We start from the raw sequence: 22,123 nt of genomic DNA on the forward strand, positions 1-22,123 counted from the left end.
ATCGGAGCACGGGCGGATGATGATCGGGAAGCCCGGCTTTCGCCTTGAACAGGGGATAGGACCATGAAGAAAATTTTGGGACTGGGCATGCTGAGCGTTTCGGCGATAACGCTTTCAGCCGGAGCAGCTCTGGCCGATTACGAACTCAACATTCTTCACATCAACGATTTTCACTCCCGTATCGAATCGATCAATAAATTCGACTCGACCTGCTCGGCGGAAGAGGAAGGCAAAAACGAATGCTTCGGCGGCGCTGCCCGCCTCCTGACCGCAATCAACCAGACCCGTGACGCGCTGAAGGCTGAAGGGAAGAACGTTCTGCTGCTCAATGCCGGCGACAACTTCCAAGGATCGCTGTTCTACACCACTTACAAGGGCACGGTGGAAGCGGAAGTGCTGAACGCCATGAAGTTCGACGCCATGACCGTCGGCAACCATGAGTTCGACGACAGCGAGGACGGACTTGCCGGCTTCCTCGACAAGGTGCAGTTCCCCGTCGTGACCGCCAATGTGGTGGCCACCGCCACCTCGAAAATCGGCGACCGCGTCAAGCCCTCCATCGTGCTTGAAGTCGGCGGGCAGAAAATCGGCATCGTCGGTGCTGTCGCCAACGACACGGCTGAACTGGCAACGCCCGGCCCTAACATCACCATCGCCGAAGATGTCGCGAAGATCAGCGAACAGGTGCAGAAGCTGAAGCAGGACGGTGTTAACAAGATCATCGCGCTCACCCATGTCGGATATCCGCGCGACCTAGAATTCATCGCGAAAATCCCTGACGTCGACGTGGTGGTCGGCGGCCACACGCATACGCTGCTTTCCAACACCGACCAGAAGGCCGAAGGCCCTTATCCGACCCTCGTTGACAATCCCGGTGGTTACAAGGTTCCGGTCGTTCAGGCCGGGCAATACAGCAAATATCTCGGCGACCTGAAAGTCGTCTTCGACGACAGCGGCGTGGTCAAGGAAAGCAAGGGCGATCCCATCCTGATCGATTCCTCCTTCAAGCCCGACGAAGCCACACTCAAGCGTATCGATGAGCTGAAGGCCCCGATCGAGGCACTGAAAACCAAGGTCGTTGGTTCCTCCGAAGGTCCGATCGAGGGCGACCGCAAGGTTTGCCGCGTCAAGGAATGCTCCATGGGCAATCTGGTAGCGGATGCAACGCTTGCACGCGTCAAGGATCAGGGTGTCACCATTGCTTTCGCCAATAGCGGCGGGCTGCGCTCCTCCATCGATGCCGGCGATGTTTCCATGGGCGAAGTTCTGACTGTTCTGCCGTTCCAGAACACGGTTGCAACATTCCAGCTGAAGGGCGAGGATATTCGCGCCGCCCTCGAAAACGGCGTCAGCCAGATCGACGACGGTGCGGGCCGCTTCATGCAGGTTTCCGGCATGAAATATTCATTTGACCGGTCGAAGCCGGCTGGCAGCCGCGTCATTTCAGTTGACGTGAAGGAAGGCGAGGCCTTCGTGCCGCTCGACCCGGCCAAGACCTATATCGTTGCGGCCAATAACTATGTGCGCACCGGTGGCGACGGCTTCAAGGTCTTTGCGACCAAAGCGATCAACGCCTATGACTTCGGCCCCAACCTGGAGGAAGCGGTCGCGGCCTATATCAGCGCCAACAGCCCCTACAAGCCCTTTACGGACGGCCGCATCAGCGAAGTGACGCCGGCCGGTTATGTGGCTCCCGCGAAAGAGGCTGCACCGGCCCCGGCCCCCACAGCGCCTGCGGCAACCGCACCGGCCACCACTGCTCCTGCCGCAGCAGCAGCCACAGCCAGCAAATATGTTGTCGAAAAGGGCGACTCGCTCTGGAAGATCGCAGCGGAAAAATATGGCAATGGCGCGCTTTGGACCCGAATTGCCAAGGCGAACACGCTGCAGCATCCAAACCATATCGAAATCGGCAAGGAACTTGAACTTCCGGCTCAATAAGCCGGACACCGAAAGACAGGGCAATTTGCCGCAGACCGGAAGCCGGCCCTCACCCATGGGGCCGGCTTCTTATTTTTCCTTAAAAAACAGTCTGTTAGGCGCTACGAATTGCCAAAACGCAACATGCCCCTTCATTGAAGGCGCAAATCACATCCGTTGGTGGTTCAATCCTGAAAAAATTCGTCTAGAACACGTGAACAAATCGACGACACGGGCGTATAGCTCGTGCATTTCCGGCAAAAGCCATCAAGGTTTGCATCCGGTATGCATAAATAGAAGATGGAGCCTCTCCGCCGCTATCCCAGGCGGAAAAGCTCTCACGCAACCAGTCCGAGTTTCAGGTGTCATTCATGGCGACAGAACTATCCGCACTCCCCGCAGACCACCCCCGTACGGCATTTGGCAAGGTTGGCGTCCTGCTCGTTAATCTCGGCACCCCTGACGGTACGGACTACTGGCCGATGCGCCGTTATCTGGCGGAATTTCTGAGCGACAAGCGCGTCATCGAGTGGTCGCGCCTCTACTGGTATCCGATCCTTTACGGCATCGTTCTCAACAAGCGCCCACAGAAGGTTGGCAAGGCTTATGAGGAAATCTGGAACCACGAGCGTAACGAAAGCTATCTGCGCACCTTCACCCGCAGCCAGGGCGAACTGATGGCACAGGCGCTGACGGATCTGCCCAATGTCGTCGTCGACTGGGCGATGCGCTATGGCCAGCCGTCCATCGCCTCGAAAATCGACGCGTTGAAGGAACAGGGTTGCGAAAAAATCCTGCTTTTCCCGCTTTACCCGCAATATGCCGCTTCGACCACGGCAACGGTGAACGACAAGGCATTCGAACATCTGATGAAGCTGCGCTGGCAGCCCGCCATTCGCACGGTGCCGCCCTATCACGACGACCCGGCCTATATCGAGGCGCTAGCAGCTTCCGTCAAAAACCATCTGGCAACGCTGGATTGGGAGCCGGAGATGCTGATCACCTCCTTCCACGGCATTCCGCAATCCTATTTCAAAAAGGGCGATCCCTATTATTGTCATTGCCAGAAAACCGCACGCCTGCTGCGGGAGGCTCTTGGCCGGACTGACAAGAATTTCATGATCACCTTCCAGTCGCGTTTCGGGCCAGAAGAGTGGTTGCAGCCCTATACCGACAAGACCGTGGAAAAGCTGGCATCCGAGGGCATCAAGCGCATCGCCGTCATGAACCCCGGCTTCGTCTCGGATTGTCTTGAGACGCTGGAGGAAATTGCCGGTGAAGCCGGAGAAATCTTCCTGCACAATGGCGGCGAGAAATTCACCCATATTCCGTGTCTGAACGACAGCGCCGAGGGCATGAACGTTCTCGAAAAGGTTGTAAGACAGGAGTTGCAAGGCTGGGTATAATCTTGCCATAACGCTACTGGGGTAAAACCCTGACGGTTCTGATCCTTGGAGGGAAAGTGATGATTGCATTGGGCGGTTTTGACATCGTCGTCATAGCGGCGGTTGTTCTGGTTATTCTGGTGCTGTTTGCCGGCATCAAGACCGTACCGCAGGGGCATCGTTACACGGTTGAACGGTTCGGGCGTTACACCCGCACGCTGGAACCCGGCCTGAACCTCATCGTGCCGTTCTTCGAAAGCATCGGTTCGAAGATGAATGTTATGGAGCAGGTGCTCCATATTCCGACACAGGAAGTCATCACCCGCGACAATGCCAGCGTCTCTGCTGATGCCGTCACCTTTTATCAGGTGCTCAATGCTGCACAGGCCGCTTACCAGATCTCCAATCTGGAAATGGCGATCGAAAACCTCACAATGACCAATATCCGTTCGGTAATGGGCTCGATGGACCTCGATGAGTTGCTGTCGAACCGCGATGCCATCAACGATCGCCTTCTGCGCGTGGTGGATGAGGCGGTGGGACCATGGGGCATCAAGGTCACCCGCATCGAGATCAAGGACATCGCGCCCCCGAAGGATCTCGTTGATTCCATGGCGCGGCAGATGAAGGCCGAGCGCGAAAAGCGCGCGCAGGTGCTGGAGGCTGAAGGCTCCCGCAACGCCCAGATTCTGCGCGCCGAAGGCGCAAAACAATCCGCCATTCTGGAAGCCGAAGGCCAGCGCGAGGCAGCATTCCGGGACGCCGAAGCCCGTGAGCGTCTCGCGGAAGCCGAAGCCAATGCCACCCGGATGGTGTCGGAAGCCATCGCCGCCGGCAATGTCCACGCTATCAACTATTTCGTTGCCCAGAAATACACCGAGGCGCTGGCAGAAATCGGCACGGCGAAGAATTCCAAGATCGTGCTGATGCCGATGGAAGCCTCGGCGCTGATTGGCTCGCTCGGCGGCATCGGCACGATTGCGAAAGAGGTTTTTGGCGATAGAGGCGATGCGCCGTCCGCCCCGGCTCCGGCCCGCTCCGTACCTCCGACGCGGCCTTCCCCCTTCGGCTCTTCATCGGAGAAGTGACGATGCTGCAACGGCTTGCCACTGAGCTGGGACCATGGAGCTGGTGGATCGTCGGCTTTGTGCTGCTGGCGGCCGAGCTCATCGCTCCGGGCGTTTTCCTGATCTGGATCGGGCTTGCCGCGCTTGTCATTGGAGCGCTTTCGCTGCTTTTATGGGATGCGGCATATTGGGCTTGGCAATTGCAGCTGGTGCTGTTTGCCGCGCTCTCCATCGTCTTTGCCCTGCTCGGCCGGAAATATTTCGGCAGGAACCGGGCCGCCACCGATGAACCGTTCCTCAATCAGCGCGAGGCAAGCCTTGTCGGCCGCACAGCGACGCTGCAGGAACCAATTGTCGAAGGACGCGGCCGGATAAGACTGGACGACACATGGTGGCCAGTAAATGGTGAAGACCTTCCAGCCGGAACCCGTGTCAGGATCGCATCAGCACGCGGCCGCACACTGACGATCGAACCGATAGATCAATAGGAGAGCCGAGCGGGCCTCAGGCCACGCCGATTCGCAACAGATCGTGGAAATGCACCAGGCCGATCGGCCGGTTGTCATCATCCACCACGATCAGCGCGCCGATATGGAATTTTTCCAGTGTCGCCAGCGCGCTGGTCGCAAGCACCGACTTTTTGACCGTCTTCGGGTTGCGGGTCATGATATCGTCCACCGTCAATTCGGCGAGATTGCGCGACAGGTTGCGGGCCAGATCACCCTCGGTGACAATGCCGCACAGACGTCCATCCTCATCCAGAATGCCGACACAGCCAAAATGTTTGCGGGAAAGAACGCCAACCGCTTCCGGCATGGCTGTTCCCTTGGCCACCAGCGGCACACGGTCGCCGGTATGCATGATATCGCTGACCAGTGTCAGACTGGCGCCCAGTTTGCCGCCGGGATGAAACACCCGGAAATCACCGGCAGTGAAATTGCGGGCTTCCAGAAGTGCCACGGCAAGAGCATCACCCAGCGCCAGCTGCATCAAGGTGGAGGTGGTGGGTGCCAGACCAAGCGGACAGGCTTCCTGTTCATTGGGAACCAGCAGCACGATATCGGAGGCCTTCGCCAGCGATGAAGCCTCGGAACAGGTGAGTGCGATCAGCGGAATGGAGAAGCGGCGCGAATAGTTGATGATGCTACGCAGTTCCGCACTTTCACCACCTTTGGAGATCGCCAGAACCACATCGTCACCGCCGATCATCCCCAGATCGCCATGATTGGCCTCGGCCGCATGCACAAAAAACGCCGGTGTGCCGGTGGAGGCGAAGGTGGCTGCAAGCTTTGCGCCGATATGGCCGCTTTTGCCGACCCCGGTGATGATGAGACGGCCATTCGACTGGCCGATTGTCTCAATGGCTTTGCAGAAAGGCTCGGAAAGACCGTTTGTGAGAGCGGTCTCAAGGGCGGCAAGACCAGCCCGCTCCATCGAAATCGTCCGCACAGCGGATGAGATGGCATTGTCTTCGACCAGTTTGACGGCGCGCGTAATCATGGCCGACTGTTACTCTTTCACCTGAAAGAAGTCCACTCTTCAGCCAGCCGGTGTTGCTTTTTAGTGCCGCAGGTCCGGCGGAGAGATTTCCTCCATCGTTCCCAGCCGCTTGAAAGGGATGTTTTCTTCATCGACGAGATATCTCCCGACTGTCCTTACCCATGATACCGAACCGTCGTCCCGGCGCACGGCATATTCCTGATTGTAAAAGCTTGCCGCTTTCAGGGTGATCAACGCGGTCTCGATCACACGATTTCGGTGATCCAGATGCACTTTTTCAAGCATCTGAAAAATGCTGATGCCCTGCATCGCCTGTCTCAGCGGAATTCCAAAGAGTTCCGCACAGACCTCATCCAGATAGAATCGGTCGTTGGTAATATCCCAGCAATAAAAACCGACCTGCTTGATGTTCAAAACGGGATTCATGAAACGACGCTGTCACATAAAATAAAAATCAATAGAATTTACCAAGCAATAGAAAGACCTTTACCCCTAAATCATAGGGCGATTCCGTGCCAAATTGAAACGTTTAAATCTTATCATATTAGAAATATTTTGCACTGCGGCACGTTTTTCCAGTTCTCCGGTTGGCAGCATTCTGAATACAAGCAGTTAGCGCGAGGCCCGCCGATTTTCACGTGCTTGCCAAAACTCTGAAATCTCATCGATCTTTATCAACTGTTAACCATAAAAAACCTATTGTTAAAGTGATGTTAAAACTTGCGTCGCCTGTCTGGTCCCTGGTTTGTCCACGTCATTTCATCGGCCTCTCATTCATTTGGCCCGGGGAAGTGTTTTGGCAAATTATCGATCGGGCATCGGCCAAATTCGCCGGGTGAAGAGGAATGAATGTGAAGGGCGCCGCCACACGTCTGCAGACGTCGCGGAAAGCAGCAACCCTGTTGCTTGCCTGCACGCTTCTTTGCTCCACCACGGCAAGCCTTTTCGCACAAACTGCCGTCACAGCCACACCCTTATTGCCCGGCGTTCCTCCCGCCGGTGACGGAACAACTTCGGCCACCCCAGCGACGAGCGATGGAGCAGCGACAGATGCGCGGCAGACTGCACCTGCGGCCGCGCCTGCGCCACAACAGCTCTGGCGTCCCTCGAACAATCCCGGCGACCCGATTTACGAACAGCAGGACGATGCGGGCCAACCCTATGCCGAGGCTGAAAACCCCTATGAGCCGACGGTGGATGGCGGTGAAAATCCGCAGATAGCGACTGAGCCTGGCCAGACCCCGGGCATCCGGATCGGCACATTCCTGCTGCGTCCCGCGATCAGCCAGACCATCAACACGGAAAAACAGACGAACACCGGCGGTCCCTCCAGACGCAACTATCTGACAACAGGCATCCGCGGTACGCTTACCAGCGACTGGTCTCGCCACGCACTGACCGTGACGGGCGACGGCGCCTGGGAGAGAAACTTCGGCGGCGACAAGGATGGTGAAGAGCCCCGGGCGCGGATAGAGGCCGATCTGCGCCTTGATCTCGGCGAAGAGACGAAGGCCAATCTCAAGGCCGGTTACGAATTCAGCCGCGAAGACACAACAGACCCCAATGCTCTGACCGGCGCTGCCGTGCAGGGTGGTGAACACCGTTTTACGACCGGCGCTTCGATAGAGCGGGACTTCGGCAAACTGCGTGGGCTTGCGGCGCTCGATCTCTCCCGCACGGTCTATACGGATGCGAAAGGCCTTGATGGCAGGCCGATCAGCCTCAGCGACCGCGACCAGAACGGTGCGAACCTGCGCGGGCGCATTGGTTACGAATTGTCGCCGGCGCTGATCCCGTTCCTGGAACTGAACGCGGGAAAGACCAGATATGACAGCCGTCTGGACAATTCCGGTTACGCCCGCTCCTCCAACTCCTATGGCGCGAAGATCGGAACCGAGGTCGATCTCGGCGAAAAGACCCGTGGCGAGGCCGCGATCGGTTATCTGCGCAAGCAATATGATGATGACCGTCTTGCCGCCATCGGCGCTTTGACGCTGGACGGCGAACTCAACTGGTCGCCGCAGCGCGGCACGAATGTCAATCTCGGCCTGCGCACGACGATTGAGGATTTTGCCGGCGGTCCGCAGGGCGGCTGGATTTCCTATCGGCTGGATGCCGGGCTTACCCACGAATTACGCAACAATCTGGTCGCACGTTTGACGGGACAGATCGTGCACCGCACATTCCCCTCCTCCGACACCGAGAATGCCGTGGAATACACGGCAGGCGCCGGCCTGACGTGGGGGCTGAACCGCTATCTCGACCTGACCGCCGACGTCAGCTACCAGTGGACACCGGTCTATGACAGCAACGAATTCCGCGTCGGTGCAGGACTTGTCCTGAAGCGATGATCGCCAAACAAAAATCCCGGCGCGAAGGCCGGGATTTTATTGCGTTCTGGTCGGTTACTTCAATCCGTCGATCAAGGCCTTGATCGGCTCTTCGATCGCCGGACGAATATCACCACGTTCAAGAGCGAATGCAACGTTGGCCAGGATGAAGCCGTCCTTGGCGCCGCAATCGAAAGTCTGGCCGCGGAAATGATAGCCGGCGAACTCCTGCGACTGGGCAAGCGTCAGCATGCCGTCCGTCAGCTGGATTTCATTGCCTGCACCCCGTTCCTGATTTTCGAGAATATCGAAAATTTCCGGCTGAAGAATATAACGACCGTTGATGTAGAAATTCGATGGCGCCGTACCCTTGGCAGGCTTTTCCACCATTTCAGTGATCTTGAAACCTTCGCCCACGGCATCACCCACACCAACGATACCGTATTTGTGGGTCTGGTCGGGAGCGCATTCCTGCACCGCGATCACGTTGCCGGCGGTCTGGTCGTAAAGTTCGACCATGCCTTTCAGGCAGCTTTTCTGTGAATGCATGATCATGTCTGGCAACAGCACGGCGAAAGGCTCGTCGCCGACGATATCACGGGCGCACCAGACCGCATGGCCAAGACCGAGCGGCACCTGCTGGCGCGTGAAGCTTGCCGTGCCTGCCTTGGGCAGAAGGCCGGCCAGCAATGTCAGCTCGGCATTCTTGTTGCGCTCACGCAGCATCTGTTCAAGTTCAAATTGAATATCAAAATAATCTTCGATCACCGCCTTGCCGCGGCCGGTGACAAATACGAAATGCTCGATGCCCGCTTCCGCCGCCTCATCGACGACGTATTGAATGACCGGCTTGTCAACGACAGTGAGCATTTCTTTCGGAACCGCTTTGGTTGCGGGCAGGAAACGGGTACCGAGACCTGCGACTGGAAATACGGCCTTCCGAATTTTTTTCTGTTCTACCACATATCCCTCCTGAGAGATAAAACTTGATCACAATCCCCGCACGCTGTTGTTATTTCAAAAATAACAACGTTTTGTAAAGGGTGACGCTACCATCTATTAATGGTAAAGAATTTGTTGACGTTCTTTTGTTATCCATGACGACGCCCGATGCGTTTTCGCAATCGAAATGACATTCGAGAGAACGAAAGACTGACGATGACAAAGATGATCCTTTCAGATGTCCGCAAATTCGGCTGCATGATGGTTGCAGGCCTGGTGATTTCTCTGGCACCCGTTTCGGCCCATGCCGATGCCGGATTCAGACAGTGGATCAACCAGTTCTATGCAACAGCCGCGAAAGAAGGCATCAGCAAGGCAACCTATCAGAAGGCCTTCGCCGGCGTCAGCGAACCGGATCCGGATGCGCTGCGCAAGGCAACCTTTCAGCCGGAATTCACCAGCCAGGTCTGGGATTATCTCGATTCCCGCGTCAACCCCTATACGGTGCGGATTGGCCGCGAGATGAAGATGAAGCATGCGACGACCCTCAACTGGATCGAGCGCAACTTCAATGTCGACAAGCACATCATTCTCGCCATCTGGTCGATGGAATCGAATTACGGCGCGGTTCTCGAAAAGCCGGAGCGGCTGCACAATATTCCGCAGGCACTGGCGACGCTTGCCTATTCCGATCCCAAACGCGGCAAGTTTGCGCGCACGCAATTGATCGCCGCCCTCAAAATCCTTCAGGCGGGCGATGTCACGCCGAAGCAGCTGACGGGCTCGTGGGCGGGCGCGATGGGCCACACCCAGTTCATTCCGACCAGCTACCTGCTTTATGCGGTGGATGCCGACGGCAATGGCAAGCGCGACATCTGGCATTCGGTTCCCGATGCGCTGGCGACGGCCGCCAATCTGCTTTCCAAGAACGGCTGGGAACCCGGCCGGACCTGGGGTTATGAAACCGCCGTACCGCGCGGCGGCGCGCGTTACGAAGGCCAGACGAAGACGATTTCGGAATGGACAAAGCTCGGCTTTTCCCGCCCGAACGGCAAGAATTTCACCCGCGGTTCTGATCGCGCTATGCTGAAATTGCAGGGTGGCGCAAACGGTCCTGGCTTCCTGATGATGAAGAACTTCTTCACCATCAAGAAATACAACGCGTCGGACAGCTATGCGCTGGCCGTCGGCCTGCTCGCGGATGAAATCGCCGGTTATGGCGGCATGCAGCAGAAATGGCCGCGCCCGGATGGCACGCTCGACATTCGCGAAAAATTCGAACTCCAGACCCGCATGAAGGAACTCGGTTATTATGATGGCGAAATCGATGGTAATTTCGGCTCCGGTTCGAAAGCCGCCATTAGCGCCATCCAGTCGCGCATGGGCATGGAAAATGACGGCCAGCCGTCGCAGAGATTGCTGAGAGCCCTGCGCAATTGATAATATGCCGGCGAATTCGGCGGGGGTTCACCACCGCCGAAGCATCCGGAAAGGTCGATGTTATGAATAGGAAACCTGCGGTGAATAGCGGAAAGACCGGATGGCGCATCTGCGCCATCATTCTTTCTGCTGCCCTTTGCGTGCCGCTGGTTCCATCCCAGACCTTTGCCCAAGAACAGCGGCGCACCCTGTTTGAAATGCTGTTCGGCAGGCCGGTTGGTCGCGATGGCGGATCCGGGCGTGAATACCAGCCCCGCAACCGGCGGGATTTCCCCTCTGCCCCGCGCGAAAGATCGGTTACTCGCCCGCAACCCGCCCGAAAGGCACCTTCGGTGGTTCAAATGCGAACCGCAAAGCCGGAGCCAGCCGCCAAGCTTGAAAACGCAAGGCGCGTTCTGGTTATCGGTGACTTCCTGGCCGGCGGCATGGGGGAAGAGCTGGTCAATGCCTTTGCCAGTTCACCGGCAATTGCCGTCGATGTGCGTGCGAATGGTTCTTCCGGTCTCGTCCGCACGGATTATTACGACTGGTTTTCCAACCTGCCGCAATTCATAAGCGAGACCAATCCGGCCACCATCGTCATCATGATGGGCTCGAACGATCGCCAGCAAATGCAGATCGGCGATATCAGGGAAAAATTCGGCACCGATGTCTGGTTCAAGGAATATGAACGGCGGATCGATGAACTTCTGACCCTTGCCGGCCGCCCGAAAGTGCCGCTGCTCTGGGTTGGCCTGCCCGCCTTCCAGTCCCCCTCGCTCACAGCCGATCTCGTCGGCTTCAACCGGCTCTACCGCAACCATGTCGAAAAATATGGCGGCGAATTCGTGGATGTGTGGGACGGCTTCGTCGATGAGGGCGGAAAATTTGTCATCACCGGATATGATATGAACGGCCAGCAGGCCCGTCTGCGCGAGGCTGATGGCATCGGTATGACGCAGGCCGGCAAGCGCAAGCTCGCCTTCTACGTCGAGAAATTCGTGCGCCGGCACCTCGACAGCGCTGGCCCTGATCTCGTGAAACTGGATGGCAGCAATCTTCCAGCACTCACCTCGCTGCCGGCGCTTGGCATCGATGCGGGGCAGGTGCGCACGCAGCCGATCAGCCTCACCGATCCCAATCTCGATGGCGGCGACAAGCTGCTGGGCGATGCGCCTTTGACAGCCGGGCCGACACGCGTCTCGGTGGTGGAATCGCCGCGTGAACGGCTGACAAAGCGTGGCGAAATGGCCGATGCGCCGGCGGGCCGCATCGATGACTATCGGGTCGTCCCGGAGAATGTGCAAGCCCGACAATAGGCGCTTCTGCACCGGCATTACAAACGCAAGCGGGCGTAATGTTTAGGCAATGCGAAAATGGCAAGATAACTGAAGTTCTACAGAGATGCGGCCTGTAGCCGCATTTTGTATGGCGATATTTCTTCGTTACCACCAAAAAGCTGTCATTTTTACTTCATGCACGGCCGCGGGAGCCGCGTCAAGATTTTGCCGAGACCAATTCATGCGCCTGCTGCTAGTTGAAGACGAACGCGAAATGGCAGCAGCCCTGTCCGCCGCGCTCCACCGGTTCGATATCATCGTGGATAATGTCGGCACGCTGGATCTTGCCCGTCATGCCATCATGGATGGTGTCCACGATCTTGTCGTGCTCGACCGGCAATTGCCCGATGGAGACGGTATCCAGCTTATAGAGGATCTACGCCTCTTGCCCGTCACCCCGCCGGTGATCGTATTGACGGCGCAGGGTGCGCTTGCCGACCGCGTGAAGGGCCTGAACCTCGGTGCGGATGACTATCTGGCCAAGCCCTTCGCCGTCGAAGAGCTTCTCGCCCGCATCCGCGCCCTGATGCGACGACCCGCCAGCGCCGTGACGATGACGGCGAAGCTGGGTAAGCTGGAATTTTGCTTCGAAACCCGTGAAGTCCGCATTGCGGGCGAGTTTCTTGCCCTGACCAGGCGGGAACTGCTCATCCTTGAAGCGCTGTTGCGGCGACAGGGCCGAACGGTGCTGCGTTCGCTGCTGGAGGAAGCCGTCTATAATTTCGATGATGAAATCCAGTCTAACGCCCTCGATTCCCACATTTCCCGTTTGCGCCGCAAATTGCTGGCCGCCGATGCGGGGGTGGAGGTCCATGGCATTCGCGGCGTCGGTTATCTTTTGAGGGCGACATCATGAAGCCGGCCAAGAGGAAATCGCTTAAACGCCGCCTGACCATTCAATTGCTGCTGTTCCAGATCGGCAGCCTCTTCATCGTCAGCGCCGGCTTCGTCGCCTATCTGTCCACCGGCGGCGGGGGCAGTGCACTGCTCAGCCCACAGGCAGCCCAGATTACCGCCAATGCGCTGGTGCGGGACAAGGATGGCCGGCTGGTCCTCAAGGAAACGAGTGAATTCGTGCAGTTGCGCAGCAACACACCCGATTTCTGGTTCGTCGCCGTCAGCGAAACAGGGGAGATCGTGCAGGGCGGGCAAGTGCCCGAAGCATTCAGCAACATGGATCAGCAGCTGAGCGACGTTAAGCTCTCCGATATACGCGATGCGGCATTGTCCTATTCCTATCTCGCCGTCGTACGTATCGCCGTCGTTCGCCGCGTTTCCGGGCCAGTGGGCGAATTTGCGATGATCGGCAAAGGCGGACCGTTCAGCATGACATTCCCTGTGCTGCTGTTTTCCAACATATTGATCATGCCGATCCTCATTCTCATGTCGATTGTAACGATCGTGACCATTCCCTGGATCATCCGCAGGGAATTTCTCGCCCTCTCCGCCATTGCACGCACAGCGGAGACCATCGACATCGACAAACGCGGATATCGATTGCCGGATGGCGATATTCCAAGAGAAGTGCAGCCACTGGTGCATGCCGTCAACGGCGCGCTGAAACGGCTGGACGATGGTTACGAGCGGCACAAGCGCTTCATTCTTGACGCGGCCCATGAATTGCGAACCCCCGTCGCCATTCTCCAGACCCGTGTCGAAACGCTGCTGGACGGCCCATCCCGTAGCAGGATATTGGCCGATGCCAGCCGCATCGCCGTGCTGGCCGAACAATTGCTCGATCTGCAGCGCCTGGGCGGACAGAAAGCGCCGCTTATTCCGCTTGATCTTGTCAGCCTGTGCAGGTCGGTTGTGGCTGACATGGCGCCGCTTGCCATCTCCCAGGGGTATGAGCTTTCCTTCGAGCCGGAAGAAGAACCGATCCTTGCTTTGGCCGATGACGCCTCATTGCAACGCGCCCTTATGAATATCGTGCAAAACGCCATTGAACATGGCGGCAATCGCGGAACAATCACCATAAAGGTCGCAACCAACCGCGTTATCGACATATGCGACGAAGGCAGCGGGATTCCAGAAGAGGACAGGGAGCTGGTGTTTGATGCATTTCACCGCTTGAGGCCGAAAGATCGCGGCACCGGGCTTGGTCTCAACCTCGTTCAGGAAATCATCCGTTACCACGGCGGAGAAATCACCATCAGTGATTCATCGACCGGGGGCGCCTGTTTCCGTATCAGCCTGCCCTATTGCTGACACACCGTTTTTCGTAAAAAAGCTGCTTTTTGAAAAACTCGTAATGCCGGTGCAATTCACAGGCACGATATTTTGCCTGTCCCCATGAATGCGACACCCCAATCGCATTTTTGGTCGTCCAGTCGAACGAAAGGCCTGTTGTGTTTCTCACAACAGGCCTTTTGTTTTTCTTTGTGCGGCCTATGCGCACATCGATCCGCTCAACGTGGCAATAGGCTTGCACCCATCAAGGCTTCATCGATCGCACGTGCCGCCTGACGGCCTTCGCGGATCGCCCAGACCACCAGCGACTGGCCACGGCGAACGTCACCCGCCGCCCAAAGCTTATCGACGGAGGTTTTATAGTCAGTCTCGTTGGCGATCACATTGGTAGAACCGCGACGGTCTGTATTGAGCGCCAGCTTGCCGTTCATTTCCTTCAGCACGCTGTCAGTGAAGGGACCGGAGAAGCCGATGGCGATGAAAGCGAGATCAGCCTTGATGATGAATTCCGTGCCGGCAATCGGCTTGCGACGATCATCCACCTGACAGCACTTCACGCCGGTCAACACGCCGTCTTCACCGACGAACTCAAGCGTCGCCACCTGGAACTCGCGAATGGCACCTTCTGCCTGAGAGGAAGAGGTGCGCATCTTGGTTGCCCAGAAGGGCCAGACAGCCAGCTTGTCTTCCTTTTCCGGCGGCATGGGACGAATGTCGAGCTGCGTGACTTTCACCGCGCCCTGACGGAAAGCGGTGCCAACGCAGTCAGACGCCGTATCACCGCCGCCGACAACGACAACATGCTTGCCGCCGGCGAGGATCGGATCGGCCGGCCAGCCGACGCTGTCGATGTTCTCACGGCCAACGCGACGGTTCTGCTGCACGAGATAGGGCATGGCGTCGTAGACACCATGCAGATCTGCACCGCCGATGCCGGCAGGGCGCGGGGTTTCCGAACCGCCGCAATAAAGCACCGCATCGTGATCAGCCAGGAGCGCCTCGACGGTTACATCGACGCCGACATTGACGCCGTAATGGAAGGTGACGCCTTCACCCTTGATCTGCTCGACGCGGCGGTCGATGAAGTTTTTCTCCATCTTGAAATCCGGAATGCCGTAACGCAGCAGGCCACCGGCCTTCGATTCCCGCTCATAAACATGAACCTCGTGACCGGCGCGGCCAAGCTGCTGCGCAGCCGCCATGCCGGAAGGGCCGGAGCCGATGATGGCGACCTTCTTGCCGGTATGAATGGTCGCCGGCTTCGGCACGATGAAACCCAGCTCATAGGCCTTGTCGGCAATCGCCTGCTCGACGGTCTTGATCGCGACCGGCGCATCCTCGAGGTTCAGCGTGCAGGCTTCCTCGCAAGGCGCGGGACAGACGCGACCGGTAAACTCCGGGAAGTTGTTGGTGGAATGGAGGTTGCGGATCGCCTCTTCCCAATTGTTGTTATAGACCAGATCGTTCCAGTCGGGGATCTGGTTGTGCACGGGACAGCCCGTCGGGCCATGACAATAGGGAATGCCGCAGTCCATGCAGCGTGCCGACTGCTTCTGCACTTCGGCATCCGACATCGGAATGGTGAATTCGCGGAAATGGCGGATACGATCCGATGCGGGCTGATACTTGCCCACCTGCCGGTCGATTTCCAGAAAACCTGTTACCTTGCCCACGTTTATGTCCTCACATCAAAGCGGAGCGCCTGTCGGGCCCCAGTACCAGTAAGCGAAACCGAAAGCCGCCCCCAATACGATGAACTCAAATCCGATCTCGCCGCTCGTCCAGTAGATCGCCGTGGGAACGGCGACCGCGATCAACAGCGAGACCAGTTGGTGTAGTATCTTCACGCGGCGGATTACTCCGCCGCCACGCCCATGCGCATACGTTCCATTTCCTCAAGTGCGCGACGGTATTCGACCGGCATGACCTTGCGGAACTTCGGACGGAACTCGCTCCAGCGGTCGAGTATATCCTTGGCGCGCGACGAGTTCGTGTAGTGGAAGTGGTTGGAGATCAGCTGGTAGAGGCGCTCCTCATCGTGGCGCGTCATGTCTTCGGAAACGTCCACGCGTCCCTTGTGCATGAGGTCGCCGCCGTGATGGTGCAGCTTCTCCAGCATGTCGTCCTCTTCCGGAACCGGCTCCAGCTCGACCATCGCCATGTTGCAGCGGGTGGCGAAATCGCCGGTCTCATCGAGAACATAGGCCACGCCGCCGGACATGCCGGCCGCGAAGTTGCGGCCCGTCTCACCGAGAACGACGACGATGCCGCCGGTCATATATTCGCAGCCGTGGTCGCCCACACCTTCGACAACCGCAACAGCGCCGGAGTTGCGCACCGCGAAACGCTCACCCGCGACACCGCGGAAATAGCACTCGCCGGTGATCGCACCGTAAAGCACTGTGTTGCCGACAATGATCGAGTTTTCAGCGACGATGCGGGTGTTTTCCGGCGGGCGCACGATGATGCGGCCACCCGACAGACCCTTGCCAACATAGTCGTTGCCATCACCCACCAGATCGAAGGTGATGCCGCGTGCCAGGAACGCACCGAAGGACTGGCCGGCCGTGCCGCGCAGCGTCACGTGGATCGTATCGTCCTTCAGGCCCTTGTGGCCCCAGCGCTTGGCAAGCGCACCCGACAGCATCGCGCCGGCGGAGCGGTCGACGTTCTTGATAGGCACTTCGAAAACCACGGGCTCGCGGTTTTCGAGCGACGGCAGCGACTTCTCGATCAGCTTGCGGTCGAGAATGTCGTCGATCGGGTGCTTCTGGCGCTCGGTCCAGAAGGTTGCCTCCTTGGGAGCCTCGACCTTGTGGAAGATGCGGCTGAAATCCAGCCCCTTGGCCTTCCAGTGAGCCAGCATCTCATCCTTCTCAAGCAGTTCGGAAGCGCCGATGATTTCGTCCAGCCTGGTAACGCCAAGCGAGGCAAGGATTTCGCGCACTTCTTCAGCTACGAAGAAGAAATAGTTGATGACGTGTTCCGGCGTGCCCTTGAAACGCTTGCGCAGAACCGGGTCCTGCGTCGCGACGCCCACCGGGCAGGTGTTGAGATGGCACTTGCGCATCATGATGCAGCCCGCTGCAATCAGCGGCGCTGTGGCAAAGCCGAATTCGTCCGCACCGAGCAGAGCGCCGATGATGACGTCGCGGCCCGTCTTCAGACCACCATCCACCTGCAGTGCGACGCGTGAGCGAAGGCCGTTCAGCACCAGCGTCTGCTGGGTTTCGGCAAGGCCGATTTCCCAGGGGCTGCCTGCATGCTTGAGCGAGGTGAGCGGCGAAGCGCCGGTGCCGCCATCAAAACCGGAAACGGTGATGTGGTCGGCGCGGGCCTTGGCAACGCCGGCCGCAACCGTACCGACGCCGACTTCCGACACCAGCTTCACTGAAACATCGGCTTCCGGGTTGACGTTCTTCAGGTCGTAGATCAGCTGCGCCAGATCTTCGATGGAATAGATATCATGATGCGGAGGTGGCGAAATGAGGCCGACGCCCGGCGTGGAGTGACGGGTCTTGGCAACGGTTGCATCCACCTTGTGGCCGGGTAGCTGTCCGCCTTCGCCGGGCTTTGCACCTTGCGCCACCTTGATCTGCAACATATCGGCATTGACGAGATATTCCGTCGTCACACCAAAGCGGCCCGACGCAATCTGCTTGATGGCCGAGCGTTCGGGGTTTGGCTTGCCGTTGAGCAACGGCAGGTAGCGGTCGGATTCCTCGCCGCCTTCGCCGGTATTGGACTTGCCACCGATGCGGTTCATGGCAACGGCCAGCGTCGCATGCGCCTCACGGCTGATGGAGCCGAAGGACATGGCGCCGGTCGAGAATCGCTTGACGATATCGGCTGCCGGTTCGACGTCATCGATGGAGACCGGCTTGCGGCCGAGCACTTCCGCTGACTTGACGTTGAACAGGCCGCGAATGGTGTTCATGCGCAGCGCCGTGTCATTCACCATGCCGGCGAATTCGCGGTAGCGATCCTGGCTGTTGCCGCGCACGGCATGTTGCAGCGAAGCGACAGCATCCGGCGTCCAGGCGTGGCTCTCGCCACGCATGCGATAGGCATATTCGCCGCCGATATCGAGCGTATTGGCAAGGATCGGATCCTTGCCGAAAGCCGCGGTATGGCGCGTTACGGTTTCTTCGGCGATTTCCGTCAGGCCCACACCTTCGATGGAGGTGGCAGTGCCGAAAAAATATTGCTCGACGAATTGCGAAGACAGGCCGACGGCGTCGAATATCTGCGCGCCGCAATAGGACTGGTAGGTGGAAATGCCCATCTTGGACATGACCTTGAGAATGCCCTTACCAACCGCCTTGATGTAGCGATAAACGACTTCGTCGTCGGACACTTCCTTCGGGAAGGCGCCGTGCTTGTGCATGTCGAGCAGCGTATCGAAGGCGAGATAGGGGTTGATCGCTTCGGCACCATAACCGGCCAGCAGACAGAAATGGTGGATTTCTCGCGGTTCGCCGGTTTCCACGACGAGGCCGACCGAGGTGCGCAGACCCTTGCGGATCAGGTGATGGTGCACGGCAGCCGTTGCCAGCAGCGCGGGGATCGCGATGCGATCAGGGCCGAGCTGACGGTCGGAAAGCACGATGATGTTGTAACCGCCGCGTACGGCGGATTCCGCCCGCTCGCACAGGCGGTCCAGCATATCAGGCATGCCTTCCGCGCCACGTTCCACATCATAAGTGAAGTCGAGCGTCTTGGTGTCGAAGCGGTCTTCCGTGTGGCCGATGGAGCGGATTTTTTCCAGATCGCCATTGGTCAGGATCGGCTGGCGCACTTCCAGACGCTTGGCGCGGGCCGCACCTTCGTGATCGAGAATGTTGGGGCGCGGGCCGATGAAGGACACGAGGCTCATGACGAGCTCTTCACGGATCGGGTCGATCGGCGGGTTCGTCACCTGCGCAAAGTTCTGCTTGAAATAGGTGTAGAGCAGCTTCGACTTGTCCGACATGGCCGAAATCGGCGTATCCGTGCCCATCGAGCCGATAGCTTCCTGACCGGTGGTCGCCATCGGCGACATCAGGAGCTTCGTATCTTCGCTGGTGTAGCCGAAGGCCTGCTGGCGGTCGAGCAGCGACACGTCGCGGCGCAGCGCGCGGGGTTCGACCGGCTTCAGCTCTTCAAGGATAAGCTGCGTGCGGTCGAGCCAGGTGCGATAGGGGTGCTTGGCGGCAAGTTCATGCTTCACTTCCTCGTCGGAAATGATCGAACCCTTTTCCATGTCGATCAGCAGCATCTTGCCGGGCTGCAGACGCCACTTCTTGACGATGCGCTCTTCCGGCACCGGCAACGTGCCGGCTTCAGACGCCATGATGATGCGGTCGTCGTCGGTGACGAGATAACGTGCCGGGCGCAGGCCGTTGCGATCAAGCGTCGCGCCGATCTGCTTGCCATCGGTGAAGGCAACGGCGGCCGGACCGTCCCACGGCTCCATCAGTGCTGCGTGATATTCGTAGAATGCCTTGCGTTCAGCCGACATGGACTGGTTACCGGACCAGGCTTCCGGGATCAGCATCATCACGGCATGCGCCATGGAGTAACCGCCGCGCACGAGGAATTCCAGCGCGTTGTCGAAGCAGGCGGTGTCCGACTGGCCTTCATAGGAGATCGGCCAGAGCTTGGAGATATCGTCGCCGAACAGCGCCGACGAGACGGATGCCTGACGCGCCGCCATCCAGTTGACGTTGCCGCGCAGCGTGTTGATTTCACCGTTATGGGCGACCATGCGGTAGGGGTGCGCAAGCTTCCACGATGGGAAAGTGTTGGTGGAGAAACGCTGGTGCACGAGGGCGACGGCGGATTCAAAACGCGGATCGGCCAGATCCTTGTAATAAGCACCCACCTGATAAGCGAGGAACATGCCCTTATAAACGATGGTGGAGGAGGAGAGCGACACGGGATAGAAATCCTGTGTCTCCTTGCCGCCGCCCTCGTCATAGATGCGGTTGGACAGCACCTTGCGGATCAGGAACAGCTTGCGCTCGAAATCGGCATTGGTCGCGGCATCGCGCCCGGCACCGATGAAGACCTGAACATGGTGCGGTTCTGTCCCGGCAATATCCGGGGCCTTGGACAGCGAGGAATTGTCAACCGGCACATCACGAAAGCCGAGGAACTGCTGCCCTTCTTCGCCGATTACGTCGACGATGACTTTCTTGTAGTGCTCGATGCGCGACGGATCGCGCGGCATGAAAATGTGGCCGACGGCATATTCGCCAGCCTTGGGCAGCGTCACGCCCTGGCCCGCCATTTCCTCGCGGAAGAAACGGTCGGGGATCTGCACGAGAATGCCGGCACCATCGCCCATCAGCGGATCGGCACCGACAGCGCCGCGATGCGTCAGGTTTTCGAGGATGAACAGGCCGTCCTTGACGATCTGGTGCGACTTCTGACCCTTCATATGGGCAACAAAACCGACGCCGCAGGCGTCATGTTCATTGGCCGGATCATAAAGACCCTGCTTTTCCGGCAGGCCGCCCGCGAAACGCGCCTTCGCAGAAACAGGTGCGGCCACGGCCGCGGTGGGACAGTCTGTGGTCAGGGTTGCGGCGGCGATCTCTGCCTGCGGCTTGTGCGTCATTTTTGTCCCTCCTGCAAAATTACTTGCATGGTTTCATGCGAAGATCCGGCTCGACCACGAATTCTCGCTTCCCGCAAAAATCGCACTCAACCCGGTTCGAGCAAATTTAGGACAGCAAAGCTGTCTCAATTCATGAGGATTTTGGCAGAAACCGGCGGAATTGGCAAGGGTGCGAATCCAATTAGTCGGACCGTCATTTTGCAGTGAAGTTTCGATACTGACCTATTGCGCGAAACTTTCTTGTCACAAAATGGGCCGAGCTATTGCTTTCATTACCGGATTTGCCAATCGCAAGGTTAGGTCCTAGAACTTTCCCCGTCATCGCTTCACGCAGCCCCAAAACAGACACTCAGCTATCGGAAAGCCTTCAGAGATGTTTTTTGCTTCAGACAATTGGGCTGGCGCCCATCCGGCCGTCAACGAACGGCTTTCGCGGGAATCCACCCGCTTTGCCGCTGCTTACGGCACCAGCGAACTCGATCTCTCCATCGAAAAACGCTTCAACGAGATATTCGAGCGCGAGGTCGCGGTGTTTTTCGTCGCCACCGGCACGGCGGCCAACTCGCTTTCGCTGGCCAGCATCGCCCGCCCCGGCGGCCTGACCTTCTGTCATTCGGAAGCCCATGTGATCGAAGACGAATGCGGCGCGCCTGATTTCTTCAGCGGCATGCGCATGGTCGCCGTTGAAGGGCCTGATGGCAAGATGTTGCCGGAAAACCTGATCGAACGCATCGCGCGTTATCCGCAGGACGCCGTTCACCATGGCCGCGCCGCCGCCATCACCATGACGCAGGCAACCGAGGCCGGCACGGTCTATACGCTCGATGAAATCGACGCCATCGCCAGGATCGCCAAAGACAACGGTCTGCCACTGCACATGGATGGCGCGCGGTTTGCCAATGCGCTTGCCGCACTCGACACCACGCCGGCCGAAATGACCTGGAAACGCGGCGTCGACGTGCTGTCTTTCGGCGGCACGAAAAACGGCTGCTGGTGTGCGGAAGCGATCGTGTTTTTCGATCCTTCGCTCGCCCGGGACTTCTCCTTCCTGCGCAAGCGCACCGCCCAGCTTTTTTCGAAATCGCGTTTCATCGCCGCACAATTCGAAGCCTATCTGCAGGACGATCTGTGGCTTGGTCTCGCCGGCCACGCCAATGCCATGGCCAACCGGTTACGCGCCGGCTTCGGCTCGCTCAACAGCGCCCGCCTCGCCTGGCCGACACAGGCCAACGAAGTGTTCGCCATTCTGCCGAAGGCCGCCGCCGAAGCCGCAACGGCCAAGGGTGCGAAGTTCTATGACTGGCTGGAGCCGCGCGACATGCCGGAAAAGGTCGGCAAGGACGAATTGCTGATCCGCATGGTCACCAGCTTTGCGACGACCGAGGCCGACGTGGACGAATTCCTGTCGATCTGCGCTTCTGTCTGACAC

At 58.4% G+C, this 22,123-nt stretch carries 16 protein-coding genes; 10 read left to right on the plus strand and 6 right to left on the minus strand.

What is annotated here, in order from left to right; all coding sequences use genetic code 11:
- The first annotated feature begins 63 nt into the window (after positions 1-63).
- The 4 genes from CFBP6623_RS19005 (at position 64) to CFBP6623_RS19020 (ending at position 4,860) form a co-directional block, all read left to right on the plus strand.
- Entirely contained in the window at positions 64-1,941 is a 1,878-nt protein-coding gene (locus tag CFBP6623_RS19005) for a 5'-nucleotidase C-terminal domain-containing protein (protein WP_046799941.1), read from the plus strand.
- Positions 1,942-2,291: 350 nt separating this feature from the next.
- Positions 2,292-3,326 (plus strand): ferrochelatase, encoded by a 1,035-nt coding sequence (gene hemH, locus CFBP6623_RS19010; RefSeq protein WP_046800037.1) that lies wholly within the window; start codon positions 2,292-2,294, stop codon positions 3,324-3,326.
- A gap of 59 nt (positions 3,327-3,385) precedes the next feature.
- The gene (locus CFBP6623_RS19015) at positions 3,386-4,393 is read left to right on the plus strand and encodes an SPFH domain-containing protein (protein WP_046799942.1); all 1,008 of its coding nucleotides are present in this window, start codon (positions 3,386-3,388) and stop codon (positions 4,391-4,393) included.
- A 2-nt stretch (positions 4,394-4,395) separates the two neighbouring features.
- Entirely contained in the window at positions 4,396-4,860 is a 465-nt protein-coding gene (locus CFBP6623_RS19020; protein ID WP_046799943.1) for an NfeD family protein, read from the plus strand.
- A gap of 16 nt (positions 4,861-4,876) precedes the next feature.
- On the opposite strand, the gene CFBP6623_RS19025 is transcribed toward CFBP6623_RS19020, so the two are convergent.
- Together CFBP6623_RS19025 and CFBP6623_RS19030 are read right to left on the minus strand one after the other, a co-directional pair.
- Positions 4,877-5,872, minus strand: a complete 996-nt coding sequence (locus tag CFBP6623_RS19025; protein WP_046799944.1) for a KpsF/GutQ family sugar-phosphate isomerase — start codon at positions 5,870-5,872, stop codon at positions 4,877-4,879.
- 60 nt (positions 5,873-5,932) lie between these two features.
- Positions 5,933-6,298 (minus strand): PAS domain-containing protein, encoded by a 366-nt coding sequence (locus CFBP6623_RS19030; protein ID WP_046799945.1) that lies wholly within the window; start codon positions 6,296-6,298, stop codon positions 5,933-5,935.
- Positions 6,299-6,717: 419 nt separating this feature from the next.
- Between CFBP6623_RS19030 and uppP the strand changes: the two genes are divergently transcribed.
- Positions 6,718-8,223, plus strand: coding sequence for a polysaccharide biosynthesis protein UppP (uppP, locus tag CFBP6623_RS19040; protein ID WP_046799946.1), 1,506 nt, complete (start codon positions 6,718-6,720; stop codon positions 8,221-8,223).
- Positions 8,224-8,277: 54 nt separating this feature from the next.
- Here the strand turns inward: uppP and galU are convergent, their stop codons facing one another.
- On the minus strand, positions 8,278-9,165 hold the full coding sequence (galU, locus tag CFBP6623_RS19045) for a UTP--glucose-1-phosphate uridylyltransferase GalU (protein WP_046799947.1): 888 nt from the start codon (positions 9,163-9,165) through the stop codon (positions 8,278-8,280).
- A 195-nt stretch (positions 9,166-9,360) separates the two neighbouring features.
- Here galU and CFBP6623_RS19050 point away from each other — a divergent pair, with 195 nt between their 5' ends.
- The 4 genes from CFBP6623_RS19050 (at position 9,361) to CFBP6623_RS19065 (ending at position 14,111) form a co-directional block, all read left to right on the plus strand.
- Positions 9,361-10,584 carry a lytic murein transglycosylase gene (locus CFBP6623_RS19050; protein WP_046799948.1) on the plus strand — a complete coding sequence of 408 codons (1,224 nt, stop codon included), beginning with the start codon at positions 9,361-9,363 and terminating at the stop codon, positions 10,582-10,584.
- Between the two features lie 62 nt (positions 10,585-10,646).
- Entirely contained in the window at positions 10,647-11,882 is a 1,236-nt protein-coding gene (locus tag CFBP6623_RS19055) for an SGNH family hydrolase (RefSeq protein ID WP_046799949.1), read from the plus strand.
- Positions 11,883-12,084: 202 nt separating this feature from the next.
- On the plus strand, positions 12,085-12,759 hold the full coding sequence (locus tag CFBP6623_RS19060) for a response regulator transcription factor (protein ID WP_046799950.1): 675 nt from the start codon (positions 12,085-12,087) through the stop codon (positions 12,757-12,759).
- Entirely contained in the window at positions 12,756-14,111 is a 1,356-nt protein-coding gene (locus CFBP6623_RS19065; RefSeq protein WP_046799951.1) for a sensor histidine kinase, read from the plus strand. Before CFBP6623_RS19060 ends, CFBP6623_RS19065 begins: the two co-directional genes overlap by 4 nt.
- A 200-nt stretch (positions 14,112-14,311) precedes the next feature.
- Here the strand turns inward: CFBP6623_RS19065 and CFBP6623_RS19070 are convergent, their stop codons facing one another.
- From CFBP6623_RS19070 to gltB, 3 genes are read right to left on the minus strand one after another with little or no spacing between them, the layout of a single operon-like run.
- On the minus strand, positions 14,312-15,766 hold the full coding sequence (locus CFBP6623_RS19070) for a glutamate synthase subunit beta (protein WP_046799952.1): 1,455 nt from the start codon (positions 15,764-15,766) through the stop codon (positions 14,312-14,314).
- A gap of 15 nt (positions 15,767-15,781) precedes the next feature.
- Positions 15,782-15,940: a hypothetical protein gene (locus tag CFBP6623_RS26895; protein ID WP_156393940.1), complete on the minus strand. Its 159-nt coding sequence runs from the start codon at positions 15,938-15,940 to the stop codon at positions 15,782-15,784.
- An 8-nt stretch (positions 15,941-15,948) separates the two neighbouring features.
- The gene (gene gltB, locus CFBP6623_RS19075) at positions 15,949-20,694 is read right to left on the minus strand and encodes a glutamate synthase large subunit (protein ID WP_046799953.1); all 4,746 of its coding nucleotides are present in this window, start codon (positions 20,692-20,694) and stop codon (positions 15,949-15,951) included.
- A gap of 373 nt (positions 20,695-21,067) precedes the next feature.
- Between gltB and CFBP6623_RS19080 the strand changes: the two genes are divergently transcribed.
- Positions 21,068-22,120, plus strand: coding sequence for a low specificity L-threonine aldolase (locus CFBP6623_RS19080; protein ID WP_046799954.1), 1,053 nt, complete (start codon positions 21,068-21,070; stop codon positions 22,118-22,120).
- The last annotated feature ends 3 nt before the right edge of the window (positions 22,121-22,123 follow it).

The organism is Agrobacterium tumefaciens (assembly GCF_005221385.1).
In the GTDB taxonomy this organism is placed as follows: Bacteria; Pseudomonadota; Alphaproteobacteria; order Rhizobiales; family Rhizobiaceae; genus Agrobacterium; species Agrobacterium tomkonis.

What these genes read in the sequence shown, in the direction of transcription:
- CFBP6623_RS19080 (WP_046799954.1), top strand. Translation starts at nt 21,068, where the DNA reads ATGTTTTTTGCTTCAGACAATTGGGCTGGCGCCCATCCGGCCGTCAAC.
- CFBP6623_RS19030 (WP_046799945.1), bottom strand. Translation starts at nt 6,298, where the DNA reads ATGAATCCCGTTTTGAACATCAAGCAGGTCGGTTTTTATTGCTGGGAT.
- CFBP6623_RS19020 (WP_046799943.1), top strand. Translation starts at nt 4,396, where the DNA reads ATGCTGCAACGGCTTGCCACTGAGCTGGGACCATGGAGCTGGTGGATC.
- hemH (WP_046800037.1), top strand. Translation starts at nt 2,292, where the DNA reads ATGGCGACAGAACTATCCGCACTCCCCGCAGACCACCCCCGTACGGCA.
- CFBP6623_RS19025 (WP_046799944.1), bottom strand. Translation starts at nt 5,872, where the DNA reads ATGATTACGCGCGCCGTCAAACTGGTCGAAGACAATGCCATCTCATCC.
- CFBP6623_RS19015 (WP_046799942.1), top strand. Translation starts at nt 3,386, where the DNA reads ATGATTGCATTGGGCGGTTTTGACATCGTCGTCATAGCGGCGGTTGTT.
- gltB (WP_046799953.1), bottom strand. Translation starts at nt 20,694, where the DNA reads ATGACGCACAAGCCGCAGGCAGAGATCGCCGCCGCAACCCTGACCACA.
- CFBP6623_RS19060 (WP_046799950.1), top strand. Translation starts at nt 12,085, where the DNA reads ATGCGCCTGCTGCTAGTTGAAGACGAACGCGAAATGGCAGCAGCCCTG.
- CFBP6623_RS19065 (WP_046799951.1), top strand. Translation starts at nt 12,756, where the DNA reads ATGAAGCCGGCCAAGAGGAAATCGCTTAAACGCCGCCTGACCATTCAA.
- CFBP6623_RS19050 (WP_046799948.1), top strand. Translation starts at nt 9,361, where the DNA reads ATGACAAAGATGATCCTTTCAGATGTCCGCAAATTCGGCTGCATGATG.
- CFBP6623_RS19055 (WP_046799949.1), top strand. Translation starts at nt 10,647, where the DNA reads ATGAATAGGAAACCTGCGGTGAATAGCGGAAAGACCGGATGGCGCATC.
- CFBP6623_RS19005 (WP_046799941.1), top strand. Translation starts at nt 64, where the DNA reads ATGAAGAAAATTTTGGGACTGGGCATGCTGAGCGTTTCGGCGATAACG.
- uppP (WP_046799946.1), top strand. Translation starts at nt 6,718, where the DNA reads ATGAATGTGAAGGGCGCCGCCACACGTCTGCAGACGTCGCGGAAAGCA.